Origin of the sequence: Oribacterium sp. C9 (assembly GCF_002007235.1) — a bacterium.
In the GTDB taxonomy this organism is placed as follows: Bacteria; Bacillota; Clostridia; order Lachnospirales; family Lachnospiraceae; genus Oribacterium.
Genome location: NZ_MUHW01000017.1, coordinates 41,680 through 59,467 on the forward strand (window position 1 = coordinate 41,680; position 17,788 = coordinate 59,467).

Annotated in this window: 15 protein-coding genes; 13 read left to right on the forward strand and 2 right to left on the reverse strand. The window is 39.3% G+C overall.

From position 1 onward, the window contains the following. Positions 1–36: 36 nt before the first annotated feature. Complete coding sequence (locus tag BXO88_RS11240) at positions 37–2,052, reverse strand: flavocytochrome c (protein WP_242945206.1); 2,016 nt, start codon at positions 2,050–2,052, stop codon at positions 37–39. 154 nt (positions 2,053–2,206) lie between these two features. Here BXO88_RS11240 and BXO88_RS11245 point away from each other — a divergent pair, with 154 nt between their 5' ends. The 7 genes from BXO88_RS11245 to BXO88_RS11275 all read left to right on the forward strand — a co-directional run bounded on the left by BXO88_RS11245 (position 2,207) and on the right by BXO88_RS11275 (position 10,209). Next, on the forward strand, positions 2,207–2,953 hold the full coding sequence (locus BXO88_RS11245) for a MurR/RpiR family transcriptional regulator (protein ID WP_078037827.1): 747 nt from the start codon (positions 2,207–2,209) through the stop codon (positions 2,951–2,953). Positions 2,954–4,058: 1,105 nt separating this feature from the next. Beyond that, positions 4,059–4,274 (forward strand): hypothetical protein, encoded by a 216-nt coding sequence (locus BXO88_RS11250; protein ID WP_078037828.1) that lies wholly within the window; start codon positions 4,059–4,061, stop codon positions 4,272–4,274. A gap of 753 nt (positions 4,275–5,027) precedes the next feature. Continuing rightward, on the forward strand, positions 5,028–5,345 hold the full coding sequence (locus BXO88_RS11255) for a DUF1653 domain-containing protein (RefSeq protein WP_078037829.1): 318 nt from the start codon (positions 5,028–5,030) through the stop codon (positions 5,343–5,345). A 105-nt stretch (positions 5,346–5,450) separates the two neighbouring features. Beyond that, positions 5,451–6,281, forward strand: a complete 831-nt coding sequence (locus BXO88_RS11260; RefSeq protein WP_078037830.1) for a ParA family protein — start codon at positions 5,451–5,453, stop codon at positions 6,279–6,281. A gap of 32 nt (positions 6,282–6,313) precedes the next feature. Then, positions 6,314–7,534 carry a ParB N-terminal domain-containing protein gene (locus BXO88_RS11265; RefSeq protein WP_078037831.1) on the forward strand — a complete coding sequence of 407 codons (1,221 nt, stop codon included), beginning with the start codon at positions 6,314–6,316 and terminating at the stop codon, positions 7,532–7,534. Between the two features lie 1,033 nt (positions 7,535–8,567). Continuing rightward, positions 8,568–9,854 carry a replication initiation protein gene (locus BXO88_RS11270; protein WP_168171691.1) on the forward strand — a complete coding sequence of 429 codons (1,287 nt, stop codon included), beginning with the start codon at positions 8,568–8,570 and terminating at the stop codon, positions 9,852–9,854. A gap of 1 nt (position 9,855) precedes the next feature. Continuing rightward, positions 9,856–10,209 carry a hypothetical protein gene (locus tag BXO88_RS11275; protein ID WP_078037833.1) on the forward strand — a complete coding sequence of 118 codons (354 nt, stop codon included), beginning with the start codon at positions 9,856–9,858 and terminating at the stop codon, positions 10,207–10,209. Positions 10,210–10,400: 191 nt separating this feature from the next. Here the strand turns inward: BXO88_RS11275 and BXO88_RS11280 are convergent, their stop codons facing one another. Beyond that, positions 10,401–10,847: a hypothetical protein gene (locus tag BXO88_RS11280; RefSeq protein WP_078037834.1), complete on the reverse strand. Its 447-nt coding sequence runs from the start codon at positions 10,845–10,847 to the stop codon at positions 10,401–10,403. 232 nt (positions 10,848–11,079) lie between these two features. On the opposite strand from BXO88_RS11280, the gene yfbR reads away from it, so the two are divergent. From yfbR to BXO88_RS17070, 6 genes are all read left to right on the forward strand, one after another. After that, on the forward strand, positions 11,080–11,682 hold the full coding sequence (gene yfbR / locus BXO88_RS11285; protein ID WP_078037835.1) for a 5'-deoxynucleotidase: 603 nt from the start codon (positions 11,080–11,082) through the stop codon (positions 11,680–11,682). A 38-nt stretch (positions 11,683–11,720) separates the two neighbouring features. Further along, positions 11,721–14,207 (forward strand): adenosine deaminase, encoded by a 2,487-nt coding sequence (locus BXO88_RS11290; RefSeq protein ID WP_078037869.1) that lies wholly within the window; start codon positions 11,721–11,723, stop codon positions 14,205–14,207. Positions 14,208–14,298: 91 nt separating this feature from the next. Continuing rightward, complete coding sequence (locus BXO88_RS11295) at positions 14,299–15,198, forward strand: L,D-transpeptidase family protein (protein WP_078037836.1); 900 nt, start codon at positions 14,299–14,301, stop codon at positions 15,196–15,198. Between the two features lie 18 nt (positions 15,199–15,216). Further along, positions 15,217–16,299: a polysaccharide deacetylase family protein gene (locus BXO88_RS11300; RefSeq protein ID WP_078037837.1), complete on the forward strand. Its 1,083-nt coding sequence runs from the start codon at positions 15,217–15,219 to the stop codon at positions 16,297–16,299. An 81-nt stretch (positions 16,300–16,380) separates the two neighbouring features. Next, complete coding sequence (locus BXO88_RS11305; RefSeq protein WP_242945207.1) at positions 16,381–17,088, forward strand: alpha/beta hydrolase; 708 nt, start codon at positions 16,381–16,383, stop codon at positions 17,086–17,088. A 22-nt stretch (positions 17,089–17,110) separates the two neighbouring features. After that, a complete protein-coding gene (locus BXO88_RS17070) occupies positions 17,111–17,779 on the forward strand; it encodes an MFS transporter (protein ID WP_330395146.1) in 669 nt (222 codons plus the stop codon). The last annotated feature ends 9 nt before the right edge of the window (positions 17,780–17,788 follow it).

Consider the following 17,788-nt stretch of genomic DNA (forward strand, 5'->3'; position numbering starts at 1 on the left):
GAAAACCACATTCCTCAAAAAACTATATGTTATTTTTTATCCAACGTACTTTACAGCGCTGTCGCCTGCGATCTGACCGAATACGATGATATCTGTTACTGCTGTACCACCAAGACGGTTTCCGCCGTGTACGCCTCCGGTAACCTCACCGGCTGCGAAAAGACCAGGAATTACATTGCCATCTGTGTTGATAACTTCTGTAGCTGTATTGATCTTAAGTCCGCCCATTGTGTGGTGGATACCAGGTGATACAAGGATAGCATAGTAAGGTGCCTTATCAAGGCTGTTCTCGTTAGAGAATGATGTACGTCCGAACTCAGGATCTGCCTTATCAGCCCAGATCTTTGCCCAGCCTTCCATTGTCTCCTTGAATGCATCCTCAGGAATGCCTATAGCCTTTGCAAGCTCTTCGTATGTCTCACCCTTTACGCCGTAACCAGCATCAAGATATCCCTGATATACAGCTGATCCATCGATCATTGTCTGATCAAGGATGAGGTATGCAACACCGTCTGTCTGCTCGATCTCAGCTGCAGAAACCTTATCTCTTGTAGAAACTTCGTCGTAGAATCTCTTTCCTTCCTTGTTTACAAGGATAGCACCATCACCACGAACACCCTCTGTGATAAGATGAGCATTTCCGTCCGGATCAGTATGAACTGTAGGATGGATCTGAATCTGATCAAGATCTACTACATCAGCCTTTACATCATCAGCTGTTGCCATCTCGATACCCTGTCCCTTGGCACCGTCAGCATTTGTTGAAACAAATCCCTTGAGGTCAGGTCTGTACTTTACAACCATATCCTGGTTTCCGCCGAAACCACCTGTTGCAAGGATAACTGCCTTGGCATTGACAGTAACTGTATTTCCTGTCTCACCCTCTGCAACTACACCAACTGCCTTACCATCTTCCATAAGGATCTTGTTAGCTGTTGTATTGTAGTAAACTTCGATTCCATCTCTGTCCTCTACGTTCTTTGTAAGTACAGGAACAATGTAAGCACCTACTGCCTTTGTCTTGCCCTTATCGTCTACAGGACGATGAATACGCTTAACTGAAGCACCGCCGGCTGCACCAACTGATGGAAGATCTGCGCCGTGCTCCTTGAGCCATGTGATAGCACCTGCTGAACCGTTTGTAAGTGTTGAAACAAGTTCAGGATCATTGATTCCGTGACCACCAATGATAGTATCAAGAGCCATAAGCTCTGCTGAATCAAAGTATCCATCAGGTGAAGCCTTGTAAGCATCCCACTGCTGCTGTACTGTTGCAGCAAGCTTTGTGATGGTCTCGTTATCGGCCCACTTCTCCTTAGCTGTCTTCAGTGTCTTCTCTACACCGTCAGCCTCTGTGAACTCATTTGACTTCTGCTCCTCAGTTCCGGCAGCATTAAGTCCACCTGTTGAACGAACAGTATTTCCACCGCCCATAGGCTGTGACTCAAGGATAACTACTGACTTGCCTGCATCAGCTGCTGTAATGGCTGCTGTCATACCGGCACCACCCATACCTACAACAACGATATCTGTATCGATAGACATATCCTCTGCCTGTGCTGCGGCTGCCTCAACTTCTACAGACTCGAGATCCTCAGGCTTAAGGCCTGCCTCAGCAAGAGCTGCTGTAGCTGCCTCTACGATAGCCTTTGATGTAATAGTTGCACCTGAAATCGCATCAACCTGAATTGTATTTCCTGCGATCATCTTTGCAGGGAACTCTTCGATAGCCTTGCTACCGATACCAGGTGTCTCTCCTGCACCTTCGATCTGAACATCTGCGATCTTTCCGGCATCAAGTGTAAGTGTAACCTTAACCGGGTTAGTAGCACCGCCCTGTCCTACTGCTTCTCCTGAGAATGTTCCTGAAACTCCACCCTCTGCCGGCTTTTCAGCAGCTGCTGTTGTCTCAGTTGCTGCAGCCTCTGTAGCTGCGGCTGTTGTTGTTGCTGGTGTGTTAGTATTTGATCCGCAACCTGCAAGTGCCGCTGCAGTCATAGTACCTACTAACACAACGGAAGTTACTTTTCTTCCAATGTTGGTCTTTTTCATACTTTTTTTCCTCTCATCGACTATTGTTAGACAATTTTGTCAAACAATTATGATTGCATGTGAGAATATTATCATCGAGATGTAGATATTGCAATGCTTTTTTGTTATATTATTCACGACTTTAGTGTTTATTAATAATTGCAGAGGTTTCATTATGAATATTATAGAAACTTTGGATCATTTTAAGAATTCATATACTACAAATGAGCGCAAATTGTATCATCTCATATCTGAAGATCCTGATTTGGTGCATAACTATACCATCACTCAGATCGCCAGTCTCGCCGGAGTATCCACCTCTGCCATGCTTCGTTTTTGTAAAAGGCTTGGATTTAACGGTTATAAAGAATTTAAATTTGAAGTAGAAACATGGCTTCGTTCAAAGAATCTGAACTCGGTTTCGGATGATCCTATTTCAAAAATTGCCAATGCTTATTCCGATGCAGTCCTTTCCATACCCGGTTCTTGTGATAACTCCCTGAAAAAGCTTGCTGATGATATCAACTCATCCGACAAGGTCTTCGCACTGGGACGTTACAGAAACAAAGTTGTATGTGAAAAGCTTGCCATGAATATGACGAATCTGGGCATCACATGCATGACTGCATCAGATCTTCTTACTTATGAACATTATGAAAAAATTATAGATAAAAATTCTACTGTAATTGTCTTTAGTGTACTGCATGATATGAAATCATATCAGTCCATAATTACTGATATTTCACAGTTAACTGACAAATTCTGGCTTATTACAACTACCGCTAAAAAAACAACGAATCTTGGTTTTTCACATGTCATTTCTTTATCACCAACGCAAAGTGGTATTATTTCACTTGATCAACAGGCTCTATTGATCATCCTTATCGAGATGCTTACCTATATTTTGAGGCAGGAAAATTGATTTTTTGTCTTTATTTATTCATATCTCAATTTCAATACACTACTCTTCCATTCAAAACAAAAAACAGGATGTGAACTGAGTTCACATCCTGTCGAAGGGTATTTTATAATTCAAATCAGATCTTAGATAGAGCTTCACTCATCATTCACACATCTATATTTGAGTACTTTACGAATCAACCTTTACATTTAAACTATATTATATTCTTTCAGGAGATAATATTTACGGTAATTCCGAATATTGAAGGGGATACAAGGAAACCAATTACTTAGTACAAACTCCCTGGCATGAAGAATGTACTAATTATATAGTTTATATGTACGAAAGCTTTCACTTTCAGCGAGTAGTATACTGGCAAATACTATTTGTTTCTTCTATATATATCTCAAATTGTGTGATGATGAGTATACAAGCAATATCACTCTATGACACAGCTACGCATCAGGAATCTTCTCCCGATAAAATTATTCTCATAATTAACATCAGATGCCTGATTTGATCCACATCGATGTACGAGCTAATGTCACCGACTACGAACTTTCACGTAGTCCTCAATATATGTCAATTACCTGTTTTCGATTTTAATTCTATAAGTAAGGAGTGAATGGCTTCTCCCATCTGAACAGGTAATTACAAGTCAATTATTCAATAATGAATTTTCTGTAATCATCATTCCATCTGTATTCATTTTCAAAACGCACACATCTGGTGAAATTATTTATAAATTCAATCAGTGCTCTCATTTATGACTCCTTTCATAAACAACTTTTTAAAAGTTTCAACGAGCTGATCACTTCCCTGTGACGGTGGTGAACTCTATCACGCATTGACCTCATGTGTCAATAACGTTTTTAAATTTGTACAATTTTTGATTTTTAAATTGTGCAAATCTTACAAAACGATAAAATATCCCTTTTTTTCTCTCGTATAATCTTTATTTAGTCGCATTTAATATTTACAATATAAATAGTTATTACTTTTTTATGACATTTCTTTCTTTTTTTATACTTTTAATATTGTTTTAACTTTTAACTTATATGTGTATAATTTAACGTCGAATCAAATCTTAAATAATCAATCTGAAATCTAAATGGGGGAGGACAATATGGACATTATTATCATGAATTTTATTCTTGTAACTGCAATCGTCATTCTTGGTTATTATATTCTTGATGCTGTTGTTTCACTTTTTATGTTCCGTTCCTCTTCTAATAAGAGGAACAGACGTAAAATTTCCAAAAACAGATCTTTTGATCTTATCAATGTTGAAAACAATGATATCAATAAACAGCGCACCATGAATCGTTGTGTTAATTCCTAGTATCTTATTTTTAATTCGAACCTCTGACTATAACTATTAGTCTTCTTTTTCCTTTAGCGTGGTAATCCAAATACCACGCTATTTACAATGTCGATTCACCAGCATTTAAAATTGAACCCGGTTCAAATTCACTTTGTCTTAGCAGATTCATCAATGATGTTTCACGGAATCCTGAAAAATGTTTCACAGCCTAAGAAACCACATCATATAGTTGCTCATTTGCTCCCATAGCACTACATATTCCAATTTTATTTTTTCATTTGTTTGCCATCAGGAATGTTTCACGCCTCCTGACCATGCTATTTTACGCAAAATTTTTATTTAATTTATGTATATTTTAGATTTAACAAATGAAGTTATAAACTTGCTCCGTGACATGTTACACAGAAACCTGTCATATTACATCAGATCTTCGCAAGACAAACTAAATGGGCTGAGTATTCCGGATGAAAATGTGAACTGAGTTCACATTTTTCAAATCAAACAGTTTGATGTTAGTTTATATCAATATTCAAACAGAAAAAATTCAATGAAATTAATAAAGAATTTAAATGACATCAAATTTATTTAAAACGAAAACTTGATATAATTTATTAGATATCAATACAACAGATTAACTTTACTTAAGGATGGGTTGGCTAATTTAGAATGATTTTTAATATAGAAAAGATATTATAGATTTAGGAATTAAATAAAAGAAAAAATAAAAACAATAAAGTGATAACCATAAAAAAAATCAGGAGGATAAAAATAATGGAGACATTGAAAAGAAATTTTACATCAGGAGATATCGTAAAGCATTTTAAAAGAGAAACTGTAGATCGAAACAGCTCAACATATCTGTATAAAATAATAGGCGTAGCAACTCATACAGAAACCAGAGAACCTATGATGGTATATCAGGCTTTATACGGAGACTGTCAGATATACGTACGTCCTTATGAAATGTTCATGGAGAAGGTCGATACCAAAAAATATCCTGATATAAAGCAGTTATACCGATTTGAAAAAATAAAGTTATCAGAGAAAGAAAAAGAAAATATAAACATTACATACGGTATTGATCTGTAATTTGTACTAACTAATAAAATCAGTATAAAAATATTTCATTTACGCAAAAAATGATGTACAATAATTAATATCTATTGTTTTATCGAACATTTGTACGGAGGAATCATGAGTATTTTATGCGCATTCAATAAAAAAGGTGGTGTTGGAAAAACAACAAGCTGCGTAGAACTTGCATGTATACCAACATTAGTAGGAAAAAGATCTTTGATAGTTGATATGGACTGTCAGGGTAATTCCAGTCAGGTATATAGAGCATTTGATGAAGAAAAGCCGGATATCACTGATCTCCTGTTTGGTGATACCTCTATTGATGATGTACTTGTGCATTCGGAATTTGGTGTAGATGTTCTTCCAAACAATAAGCATGTCAAAAGACCTGATCAGTATTTTTACAGTAACGGATATCAGGAAAGAGATCTTTACAGATTAAAGGATGTTCTCGATAAACTAAAATCAAATTACGATACGATCATCATAGATAACAACCCTGCAGCGGACAGTTTTTCAGATATGTCTCTGATCGCATCAGATTATGTACTCATACCTGTAGACTCAGCAAACTTTTCATACGATGGTATCTCTGATGTAATTGAAGATTACTACAGAATACAATCCGACTATAACAGTGAATTACAGATCATAGGTGTATTACTTGCACATGTAAAAGCAAGAACTACCCTCGTTAGACAGAAATATTCCGCATACGATTCCATGTTTCAGAATATAGCACTGAAATCAGTAATCAGAGATGATAACAATATCGCAGAGTCCTTATCCAGATATATGCCTATCTACTTCTACGATAAGAAGACCAATGCAGGAACAGACTATATCAATGTAGCTCAGCAGCTGTCACTCATAGATCTGGATGATTATAAAAAACTGATACGTGAGTATTCCAATACTAAAACTCGCTTCGAAATGGAACAGAGATAAACATTATATAATTAAAACACAGGGAGATAAAAATGGCGTCAAAGAAAGATCCGGCACCTTTAGGATATGGAAATAAACAAATATTACTTCAAAATACTCAGAAAAAACTGGATACTGTAAGTCTGGATTTAGGTAACGGCTCTAAGATAGAGATGATTCAATACGAAAAACTGGTTCCTTTTCCAAACAACAGAGACATAGATGATACAGATATAGATGTATTTGCTGAGAATATCAAACGTAATGGATTCCAGTCAGCCATAGTTATTGCAAGAGAATTTGATGGCGGAGAATCAAGAACAGGAAATGCAACCGGTAATTACGTTATAGTATCAGGACATAGACGATATGCTGCATTTGGTATGATTCTGGATGAAGACTCTTCTTTCATGCATAGAAAAGTACCTGCACTTATTTTAAGGGATGACATACCCTGGACTGAGCTTGAAGAACTTAATCTTCTGATGAACTATGATGCAGTTTCTGAGTCATCACATCCGGGTGAGATGAGAATAAGAGTTGCCAGACTGATGGAACTGCTTCAAAAAAGAGGCATCGAGAAAAAGCTATATGACAGGATCGCTGATAAACTCTCCATATCTTCCCGTCAGATTCGTAAGTATGATTCCATAAACAAAAATCTGATAGTCGGGTTACAGAATCTGCTGGATGAGGAAAAAATCACTATAAACCAAGCTAACCAATATGCATCAAGAAGTATAGAGGTACAGAAATACATACTGAACTATATTACAGAGCATAATGAAACACTGACTGAGGATGAATATCAGCAGCTTAAAAATCAGGATGAGGAGAATCAAAAGGCTCAAAAGCTTGCCGAGGAACGCCTCAGAGAAAATGAACAGAAGTTAAGAGAGCAGGAAGCTGAGATCGTTCGTCTGAAAAATAAAACAATTGAACTGGAATCCATGGTACAGGATGAACAGGACAATACTGAAAATACATCTCAGGAACTCATCAACACACAGGCCCAGCTTCGAAGAGCAAGAGAAAAAGCGGATAAATATCAAAAGATCCTGAAGGATGCAAAGGAAGCTGATGCAGAACAGCTCAACAAAACTATAGGTATATCTGCTCCTATAGCAGTAAATGAAATGCTATCCAAGATAAATGATAATGTAGTAAAGCTTGGTAAGCGTAAAGAAAAACGTGGTTATCAGTTTACCAAAAATGATATTCAGAAAATCAAAGCTATAATTGATGATCTGAAAGCATTGATAGATGAAAACTGATTTTAAAATTAGAATATAGTTTATGAACTCTCGGATGAATACCTGATCATCCGGGAGTATTTTTTTACATTAAATGGATAAACCGTAAAATAACTCAACTCCTACAGAGATTATTGTAGTAGTAGATAATATATAATTTATATATATTTTATTTATTTTATCATCTTATAGAAGAAACTCAGTGAGAGTTGAGTATATATACGTTGAAAATTGAGAGGATATACGAAAAGAATTGAGTTTACATACGGAAAGCGTAGAGTAGATATACGGGAATGTTGAGGGAAAATACGGTAAAAGAGGAATTAATCTCTAAAAGTTGACTGATTATACGGTTAGTTGAGAACTGATACGGAAAATATGAAGGAAAATTGAGAAATCATACGGAGACCAGAAAAAAATCAGGAACTTATGATTAAGGTTGATTGATTATACGGTATATATTCTGAAAAACAGCAGGGTAAACACGGATATATATCCTGAAAGTTGAGTGATATTACGGAGATTATAGTGATCGTACGAAAAAATTAAGGCTATGTACGGATATTAATTTACAAAGGTAGAGTAAAATTACGGTGAAAGTTGAGAAATTATACGGATAAGAAATACATGATAAGACAGACGGAATTACGTGGGTTTCTAAGGAATATCCGGTTCAAAAGTTGAGCAAATGTACGGTCTATAAATCAGAATTGTTCTGAAATGTGAGAAAGTATACGGTGAATAGAATAAAAATTGAGTGATTTTACGGTAGAATTATAACAATAGTTGAGTTATCATACGGATACTGTATTTAAAAGAATTCCAGGTAAAGGTTGAGTGAATTTACGGATAGTGATAGAATAAGTCCGTAAATTGATTCAACCTTCTTATAGCTGATTATGATTGTATTGGCTAAAAGTTGAGAAAATATACGTTAAAGTTGAGTAAAGATACGGTAGTGGTTTTGCGAAATAGGCATTATCATGTACTTATAAGAAAAAGACCGTACAGTTACTCAACTTTTATTATCCGGATGTGGGAGTTTAGATTATTTATGAGTCATGGAATAGAAAAAGCTCGTAAGCAACAGGTTGCCAAAAGTACAAAGATGGTTCAGGAAGGAAAGTTTTCTCTTTCACTGGTAGAGAGTAAAGCCGTTAACTATCTGATTTCAAAGATCAAACCGACTGATGATATCAATACGGTGTATACATTTAACTGCAGTGAGTTCCAGCAGATCATACACAGAAGTGCTTCTGCAAATAAGCTGAGCTATACAAATACAAAGGCCATATTGAACGATATCGGTCAAAAGACCTGGTGGATCACATTGGAGAGCGGTAAAGAAGCCATGGTTCACTGGCTTAATGTCGTGCATATGGATCCCGGAAGCGGAGACGTGGAGATAAAATTTCATGAGGATATGTTCCCGTTTCTCTATAATCTGATGACTGATAAAGAGAAGTACTATATAGCTCCGAGACTGGAAGAAACTTCTCTTATGACTCACAAATATTCTCCGAGAATTTTTGATCTTCTCAGGTCATATCAGTTCAACAACAAGACCTGGACCTTTGAACTAGGTACCGGAACTGATAATGACTTCATGAGAAAGATAGCGGACTGGGAGCCGGATCCGAATAAAAAAGGTAAGAATGTAGCGAAAATTCCCAAGAGCTGGTCGAAGTTCTCATTTTTTGAGAGAGATGTTCTGGCACCTGCGAGAGAAGAGATCAATCATTATACAGATATAAAGATAAACTATGAGGCACTGAAGACAGATGCCATGGGTAAAAAGTACAGAAGACCTGTACGCATCAAGTTCCTTATGCTTCCAAAGACAAGTGGAGAGCTGAAGGAGACCCAGAGTATATTGGACTCAGAGTATAACGGAAACTTTGACAACATCGTAGATGATATGGAACCTCATCAGATGACATTGGAAGAATCCTTCTTCATGCAGGATCAAATGCAGAGGGAAAAAGAGGAAGAATTCAGAGTAGAAGAGGTTGTAGTTGAGGCTGCCAATGCTGAAGAGCTGGCAGAGCAAAGAGCCGATGAAACGGTATATCCGGTATTCTATATGGCATTATACAAGGACTTTAATGAAGATCAGATTGATCATCTGTATCACGCGTGCATAAAGAATCTTGAGCCTCGTCAGATACGTGTAGATGCGTATGATACATGGGCAACTGACTATATGTCACATTATTTTGACTGGATAAAGGCAACACCTGAAGATACGAAGACGACGACATATAAACGTTTGTTGGCTAGCCTCGTAAATGATTACGACGGTATAGCACAGAAACCAACAATGTGGGACAGGAAGGGTTGATATGGCAAAACTGAAAGAATATAAAAACGGAATAGTTGGCATAAAGCATGGTATCTATTACGTTGTAGCAGGTAATGGAGAGACATTTGACATCATAGACAAGGAGAAAAATCTCATAGAAGATGGGTTTGATACCATAGGAGATGCTGAGTGGAAGATAGATAAGTTAACTGCGGATGAGGAACTTTCTGAGTATATCGAGAAAGCTTCACAATTGACTATCGGTCAGCTTACCGGAAAGATGATGGAGATTTTTAATACCTGGGACGGAAAAGTTATGCCGAAGGAGGAGAAAAAAAAGCTTGGCATAGTAGAGACCATAAGAAACAGGAAAGCAAAAAAACTGGCTTTATAAATACAGTCTCTGATAGAGACTAAGATTTGATCAGTCCTGCAGAAAATCTGCAGGGACAGATATAAATCCACAAACAGTAGTTTATAGATGATATAGAGTGTCTGTTGACTGAGCTTTTCGGAATATGTAAATAATTCAGGCACTTTCATTTGCAGTAGCAGTGATGAAAGTGCCTGATGGTTTATAGAAGCTTAGCAGCTTCCTATGATGATGCATTTATCTTTGATAGTATCGTCGCTACGTATATCTCTTATGGTATAATGCTCATTTTTCGAGATAGCCAGAACCTTTGTAAAGTTGTCAAAGTCATCATGTGAGAGAAAAACATAATATTCGTCGATCTCTATCATATTAGGATCAGGTATCAGTCTGTAAACGATGAGTTCGAATACTGCAAGAATAAGTATGAACAACGGGCAGGAATAAATGAAAAGCTGGTAGACAGCTGAGGCTTCATCAAAACCATATGAGGTGTATTCATTACTGATCAGGATTGCACCTACCATAAAAATGAGAATAAATGCATAAGCATAAATGCAGGATTTATGCAGATCCTTAAAGTGGGTTTGACGTTCTATACGTGAATTATATTCATTTTTCCATTTGTTATAGATGTGGTTTCGTTCCTCGGCACACATAATGATATCTCCTTTCCTTCGGATAAAATGGTGGATATAACAGGAATTTTGATTTGAATTACATTTATTTTATAAATATTTTAAATTCTTAAATTTCTGTTTATTTTTGCCATAAATAAGTATGATTTTACAGATTACTTCGACAGGTAATAAATGAAATATTATTGAAGAGGTAAAATGTGTGATATGAAAAAGTAATGGGAGATATAAGTATCATGAATAAGAGGTGAATATGGACAAGTATACATTTTTTGCAACTATATCCAGAATGAAATATATAGAGCGCTGGGCACTTATGAGAAATTCCAGACCTGAAAATCTGAGTGAACATGCGGTAGAGGTTGCCATGATAGCACATGCTTTATGTATAATAGGAAATGTGAGATATGGTAGAAAGCTGGATGGAGAAAAGGCGGCACTCATAGGCATATATCATGATGCCTCCGAGATAATAACCGGAGATATGCCTACACCGGTTAAGTATTTTAATAAAGAAATAACCGGAGCATATAAATCGCTGGAGCATATAGCGGAGAACAGTCTTTTGGAAAGACTTCCGGAGGATCTGAGACCGGCTTTCGATGAAATATTTAATAGAAGTAAGACTGATGAAAACGAGCTTTATATGAGAAAGCTTGTAAAGGCTGCAGACAAGATCTCGGCACTGATAAAGTGCATCGAGGAAGAAAATTCCGGAAACAGAGAGTTCTGTACAGCAAAAGAATCTACATTAAGGTCACTGGAGGAAATGAAGGAAAATTATCCGGAGGTAGGAGATTTTCTTCGGGAATTCCTGCCTCCGTACGGAAGTACATTGGATGAATTGGCACTATAGACAGGACTTATGAGTCCCACATGGTAAAGGATAAGCATATGACATTTTTTGGAAAGTTCTATCTGGACAAGGAAAAGGATGTGATCGTTACACTTAACCTTGGTGATAACGGGATGTCCTATATTTTGGAAACACCCAATCATGGTACAGGAAATCTGATAACCAATCTTGCAAAGGTCTGTGATCTTCCCATCAGTTTTAATGCGGAGGGTCTGAAGGTCATCGAGGGAAGTGTGCCTTGCTATTTCAATGGAGAAAACCAGAAGGTCTACATCTTGAGAATGGGAAATACCAAGGTTGCCAATATCTATCCCGACGGCACTATCGAAAGAAAGGCGTATATTCCTGCCATCGCAAAGACTCTGATGAGTCAGACCAAGGACTATGCCCTGGATATAAATAAGACACTGGTTAAGACATATATTAAGGAAGAAGTCAAGTTCCATTCGGACTTGCATACGCACAGAAGCGCAAATCTTAGTCCTGATGTTCTGATAGCCCTCGGCATACATCATCAGATCAGATATCCGTATTACTATATAAAAAAGCTTGGCTTGAAGATCACACCTGAACAAAGAGCGGCTTTGGAAAAACAGAGAGCTGATGTGGCTGCCAATTTTGTAAACAGCGGACTGAAGGGGAAGTATCTAGACAGACGTATCGATGACAACACAGAGATCAATTTTGCAGATCTGATCCTTCATAATATATCCGGAAGTAAATACAATATTCCGAGAATCCGTGCATCACTGGCGGTGATGAAGGACGGTCAGGCTGTATTCACAAATCTTGAGAAGGTATATATTTACAGATATGTGTTTACAAAGGGGACAGCTGCGAAGGAGAAAATCGAAATAGAAAATATCGGTGAGATTCCTGATAAAGATATAGTTGATGCACTGAGACAGATGGAGAAGGACAGAAGAAATCCGGACTATGCGGACAATACACTGTTTCAGGACGGTCTGCTTTGGGTTGCAAGAAACTATCAGCACAACGGTATCACCTATGCCGAGATGTCAGACACTGCACTTGTAAAGAAGACAGAAGCGGCAGAAACATTGCAACAAATACATGACGTGATGCCGAAGATAACCAGAGAGACGGGTGTTACCATAAGATTCCTTGCCGCTCTCAGGCGTATACCGCTCACTATAGTAAAGGATCAGGTGGCACATGGAAACTATTTTACTGAGAACCTTCAGGTATTGAAGGCTGTAGCCATAGATCCATATGTTGCCGGAAGTGATTTTGTAGGTGAAGAGATAAATGACATACTGGAGTTGAAATCCGTTATAGCTGCGGTAGTAAAGATAGCAAAAGATATTCCGTCTTATGTTGTGCGCATACATGCAGGTGAAAATGACTCTCTTCCTGACAATGTATACAATAGCATAAGATGTGTTGAAGAAGCATTGGCAGAAGGTCAGATATTCCCTCACATGAGAATAGGGCACGGTCTCTATACAGCAGATCTCAATACAGAAAAAGGAAAGAAGCTGTTGGAGAAGATCAGGTCTCTGGGGGTGGTGCTTGAATTCCAGATCACATCAAATGTAAGACTGAATAATCTGTCGAGACTGGATATGCATCCTTTAAAGCAGTACCTGAAAACAGGTATCTCCTGTGTGCAGGGTACAGATGGAGGTGCACTTTACGGAACCGATTCAATAGATGAGCAGCTTTCTCTGGAGAGGATGCTGGATCTCAACCATGAAGAGCTTCTGAAGATGAGGCAAGCTGATGACAGAGTAATAGCAGGTTCTATGAAGGAGTTCAATGATAAGATCCAGACCTTCTATGGAAAGTGCGGAGGGATGACAGTCAGAGAATTCCTCGAAAAGAGAATACGCGAAAAAGCGGATGACTTCATGGACCTCGATGGTGGAGAGAGACAGTATGACAGCGCTGCAGAATTGAGTGACAGGATAAGAGAGCTTCCTCTTGATATGATTCCTGTAGTCATAGCCGGCGGCAGTTTTAACAATGCACATCATGTAACTACTATAGAAGAACAGGAGTGCAGACTTCTGGATGACCTCATAAAGAAGGGGGATCCCGGCAAGCTGTTCTTTGCCATAGGTCCGTCAATAAGCGGATATGAAAAGTACGTTTTGGACAGGTGTAAAGATAAATTCAAGGTATTTTGCTTTGTTCCTGCATCTATTACGGAAAGCGAGCTCAGCAAACTCAGAGAAACCGAGACAGGAATCAGAGTATCCATAGAGTCTTCACCTCTCGGCACTTATAAAAGCTTTGCCTATGAGATATTTAAACGCCGACAGTCAGTTATGATAGCTCTGGATGGAAACAGTGCGGCATGTAACCTCATGCAGGATGCCCGTAACAGTAAATATGAAAGTCGCATATTTGTTGATGAAAAATCAGATGTGCTGAAATCAAAGGCAGAATCACTTCAGGGATATATCACGCTTCTTCATGAGGGTGATGATGCTGATGAGATACTGAGATACGTTGAGAAGTATTACGGTAATCTGAAAAATATAAGTGAAGGGAACGGCTGAGGTACGGAGTTCTGTGTGAATACATTGTGGCCGGATTTTCGGTGATCCGATCACAATGTGCATAGAATTTCTGAAATGACTTAATAGAGATATGGATGGAAAAAATATTAAAGGCTCAGGTCGTCGTAGCAGAATGAGGCTTCTGGCAGTTTCGCTGATGCTTCTTGCCACTGCTGCCGGAGGCGGTAGCAGCGCTTACGGAGAGGAATACGATGATGCTCAGCTGGATGCGACAGTAGACTTAAGCGGTATAACCAATGAAGCTGAGAAAGCAGCAAAGCGTTATCATCCGGTTTCCAATCCGGAGCATGCTGCAGGAATGATTGAAGCGCAGGAGATTGCTTCTAAAAAGGGAATAAAGAACAGCTACATGATCTGTCCGGATGGATTCGAGAGGTACTTCGATGAAAACGGAGAGATGGTGAGGGACAGACTGGTACCGGACAGGAGCGCTTATGTAGACATTGACGGTATAAAGCTGGATCCTATGGATAACAATATCAACAGAACCTTCATGAAATATGCGAGTCACGGAAGAAGAGCTCTGGCATATGACAAGTCATCTCATTACATGGAGCTTTGGGTCAATGGAGTGATGACAAAGTCATATATGGTGACATCCGGTGCTGCCGAGGGGGATAAAAAGAGGCAGGGAGATTACAAAACGCCGTTAGGTTACTTTTATATCTGCGATAAGAAGGTATCATCTTCTCTAAAGGAGGAGATGTATCTAAATTATCCTAATATTGAGGATGCAAAAAGGGGACTCAAGACAGGGCTCATAGACAAGGCTACTGCGGAGCAGCTGATTCAGACCAGCCAGAATCTTCAGAAGCCAACGGCACGTACGCGTTTAGGCGGTGCAATAGAGGTCCATGGTAACGGTGAGCTGATGGATGCGACGCGAGGCTGTATAGGTGTATATAATGAGTGGAATAAAGAAATATACGATATCATGCAGCTTGGAGACAGAGTATATATAGTTGAGTGATAAAACGGTGGGGGAGTTATGAAAAGAGTAAGTAAGTTTTTTTTGCTGCCGGTTGTGGGTGCAGCTGTTTTGGCAGTTTCAGCCTGCGGTGTCAGGGCTGTTCCTGAGGCAAAGGATGAAACAACAAGTATAGAAGCCGATGAAACATCGGCTGCGGAGGAAACTTCCGGGATAAGCATTGAAAGTAACAATGTTTCTGTTCCGGCGAAGATAGAAAGAGCGAAGTTTCCTTATCCATATACAGCACGGGCATTGACTGCTGTAAATATGCATGTTGATTCGGAAAGTGATTCTGCGGTTGTGGGAGTACTTGAAGAAAATGCCCCTGTGTCGGTTGAGAGAAATATAGAGGGATGGGATCAGTTCAGTGCCAACGGACAGACCTGTTATGTACTTAAGAAGTATCTCATACCCGATGATTATATCGCCATGAATAATCAGTTTCTGGGAGCGACACTGGATTTAAGTCATATAGATCCGGATAAGCCTATGATAGCCCTGACATTTGATGATGGACCAAAGGCAGAGGTCACGAACCGTATTCTGGATTCGCTTCAGCAGTACGGAGGTCATGCCACATTTTTCATGCAGGGAAGCCGTGTTGTGGGAGAGAACAACGACTGTGTAAAGAGGATGGTGGAACTTGGATGTGAGCTCGGTAATCACACCTATACCCATGATTATCTCGATTCTGTTCCTGTAGAAGGCATAAGGTCTGTGATCAGAAAGTGTGACTACATGGTGGAGGAGACTGTCAAAGTGGCACCTACGGTTTTCAGACCACCAGGAGGAAACAGATCAGGAGAGATAGCTTCAGCTGTCGGGAATCTCGGACTTCCAATGATCATATGGTCCATAGATCCTCTGGATTATTCTACAAAGGATGCTGACAATACCTTCAATGTAGTTATGGAAAAGGCTCAGGATGGTGATATCGTTCTCATGCACGATACCTATTCAGAAACTGCAGATGCTGCAGAACGCCTTATTCCCGCACTTATAGAGAAGGGATTTCAGCTGGTGACTGTCAGTGAGATGGCACAGGCAAAGAAGTACCCTATGATTCCGGGTAATGAAGTGTACAACATGAGAGAGAAATAAAAGAAAAGCCGGCGCATGCGCCGGCTTTTCTTTTATTTCTCTCTCCAGAACCTCACGGCCTCCTCAGAAGCCATCACTGACATGAATACAGTGAAGAAGTATGATTATGAAAGCGGTCTTCCGGTGTTGTATCTTCTGCATGGAGCTTTTGGAGATGCATTTTCATGGCTGAGATACAGCAACATCGACAGATATGCTCAGGACCGCGGCATAGTTGTTGTAATGGCAAGTGCCGAAAATTCTTTTTATCAGGATCTGAGATACGGTCGGAAGTATTATACTTTCTTCACTGAAGAGCTGCCTAAGTTCATTCAGAATGTCTTCCCTGTATCAAAGAAACGTGAAAAGACCTATGTTGCGGGATTTTCCATGGGCGGTTACGGAGCCTGGTATCTGGGACTCAGACGACCTGATATTTATTCAAAGGCCGCATCTATGTCCGGTGCCATAGACATTGCAGCACTTGAGAAAAACAGAGCATCACAGGATCCTTTCATGTGGGAGAACAGTTTTCATGATGCATTGAACAGTGATGGAAGCTTTACTCTCAGTGGCAGTAGATATGATCCTTTCACACTTTATGATGAAGCGGTAAAAAATGGACAGGTTCCGAAGCTTTACATGGCTTGCGGAAAAAGCGATTTTCTGTATGAATCAAATCTTCATGTGAAAAAGGTCATGGAAGAAAAAGGTGCGGACCTTGTTTATAAAGAAGGTGAAGGAGCCCATGACTGGAATTTCTGGGATCGTTACATACAGGATATACTTGACTGGTTAATTAAAGAATGAACTGAATATGGAGGAAATAAAGATGGGTATGAATAATGCTGAAGCTATAAAGCTTGGCAATGACCGGAAACATACTTTGGGATTAGGCTCGAAGGGAACCGACTCCCACTTAAGTGATAATGAGATAAAGAGTGCATTACTGGAAAATGCCAAGATCCCTTTCGGTCTCAAGGACAAGATCGGTTATGCGGCCGGAGATTTCGCGAATGATCTCACATTTGTAATCGCAGCTATGTTCATGATGAAGTTCTATACAGATATTATGGGTGTTTCCTCTGCCATAGTCGGACTCGTCATGATGGTGGCAAAGATCGTTGATGCCTTTACTGATGTTGGAATGGGTCAGATAGTTGACAGAAGCCGTTACACAAGAAAAGGTAAGTTTGCTCCATGGATCATGCGCTTCGCGGGACCTGTGGCAGTGGCGTCATTCCTCATCTTCGCACCGTATTTTGCTGACAAACCTATGAGCTTCAAGATCGGCTGGATGTTCTTTACATACATTCTCTGGGGTTCAGTCTGCTACACCGGTGCCAATATTCCCTACGGTTCCATGGCATCAGCCATAACCAGCGATCTCAATGAGAGACAGCAGTTGTCTACCTGGAGAAACATCGGCGCAACCATAGCACAGATCGTCATCGCTGCAGTTCTTCCTCTTAAAGGATGCGGAGGGACATCAGGTTCTTGACGGCGGACG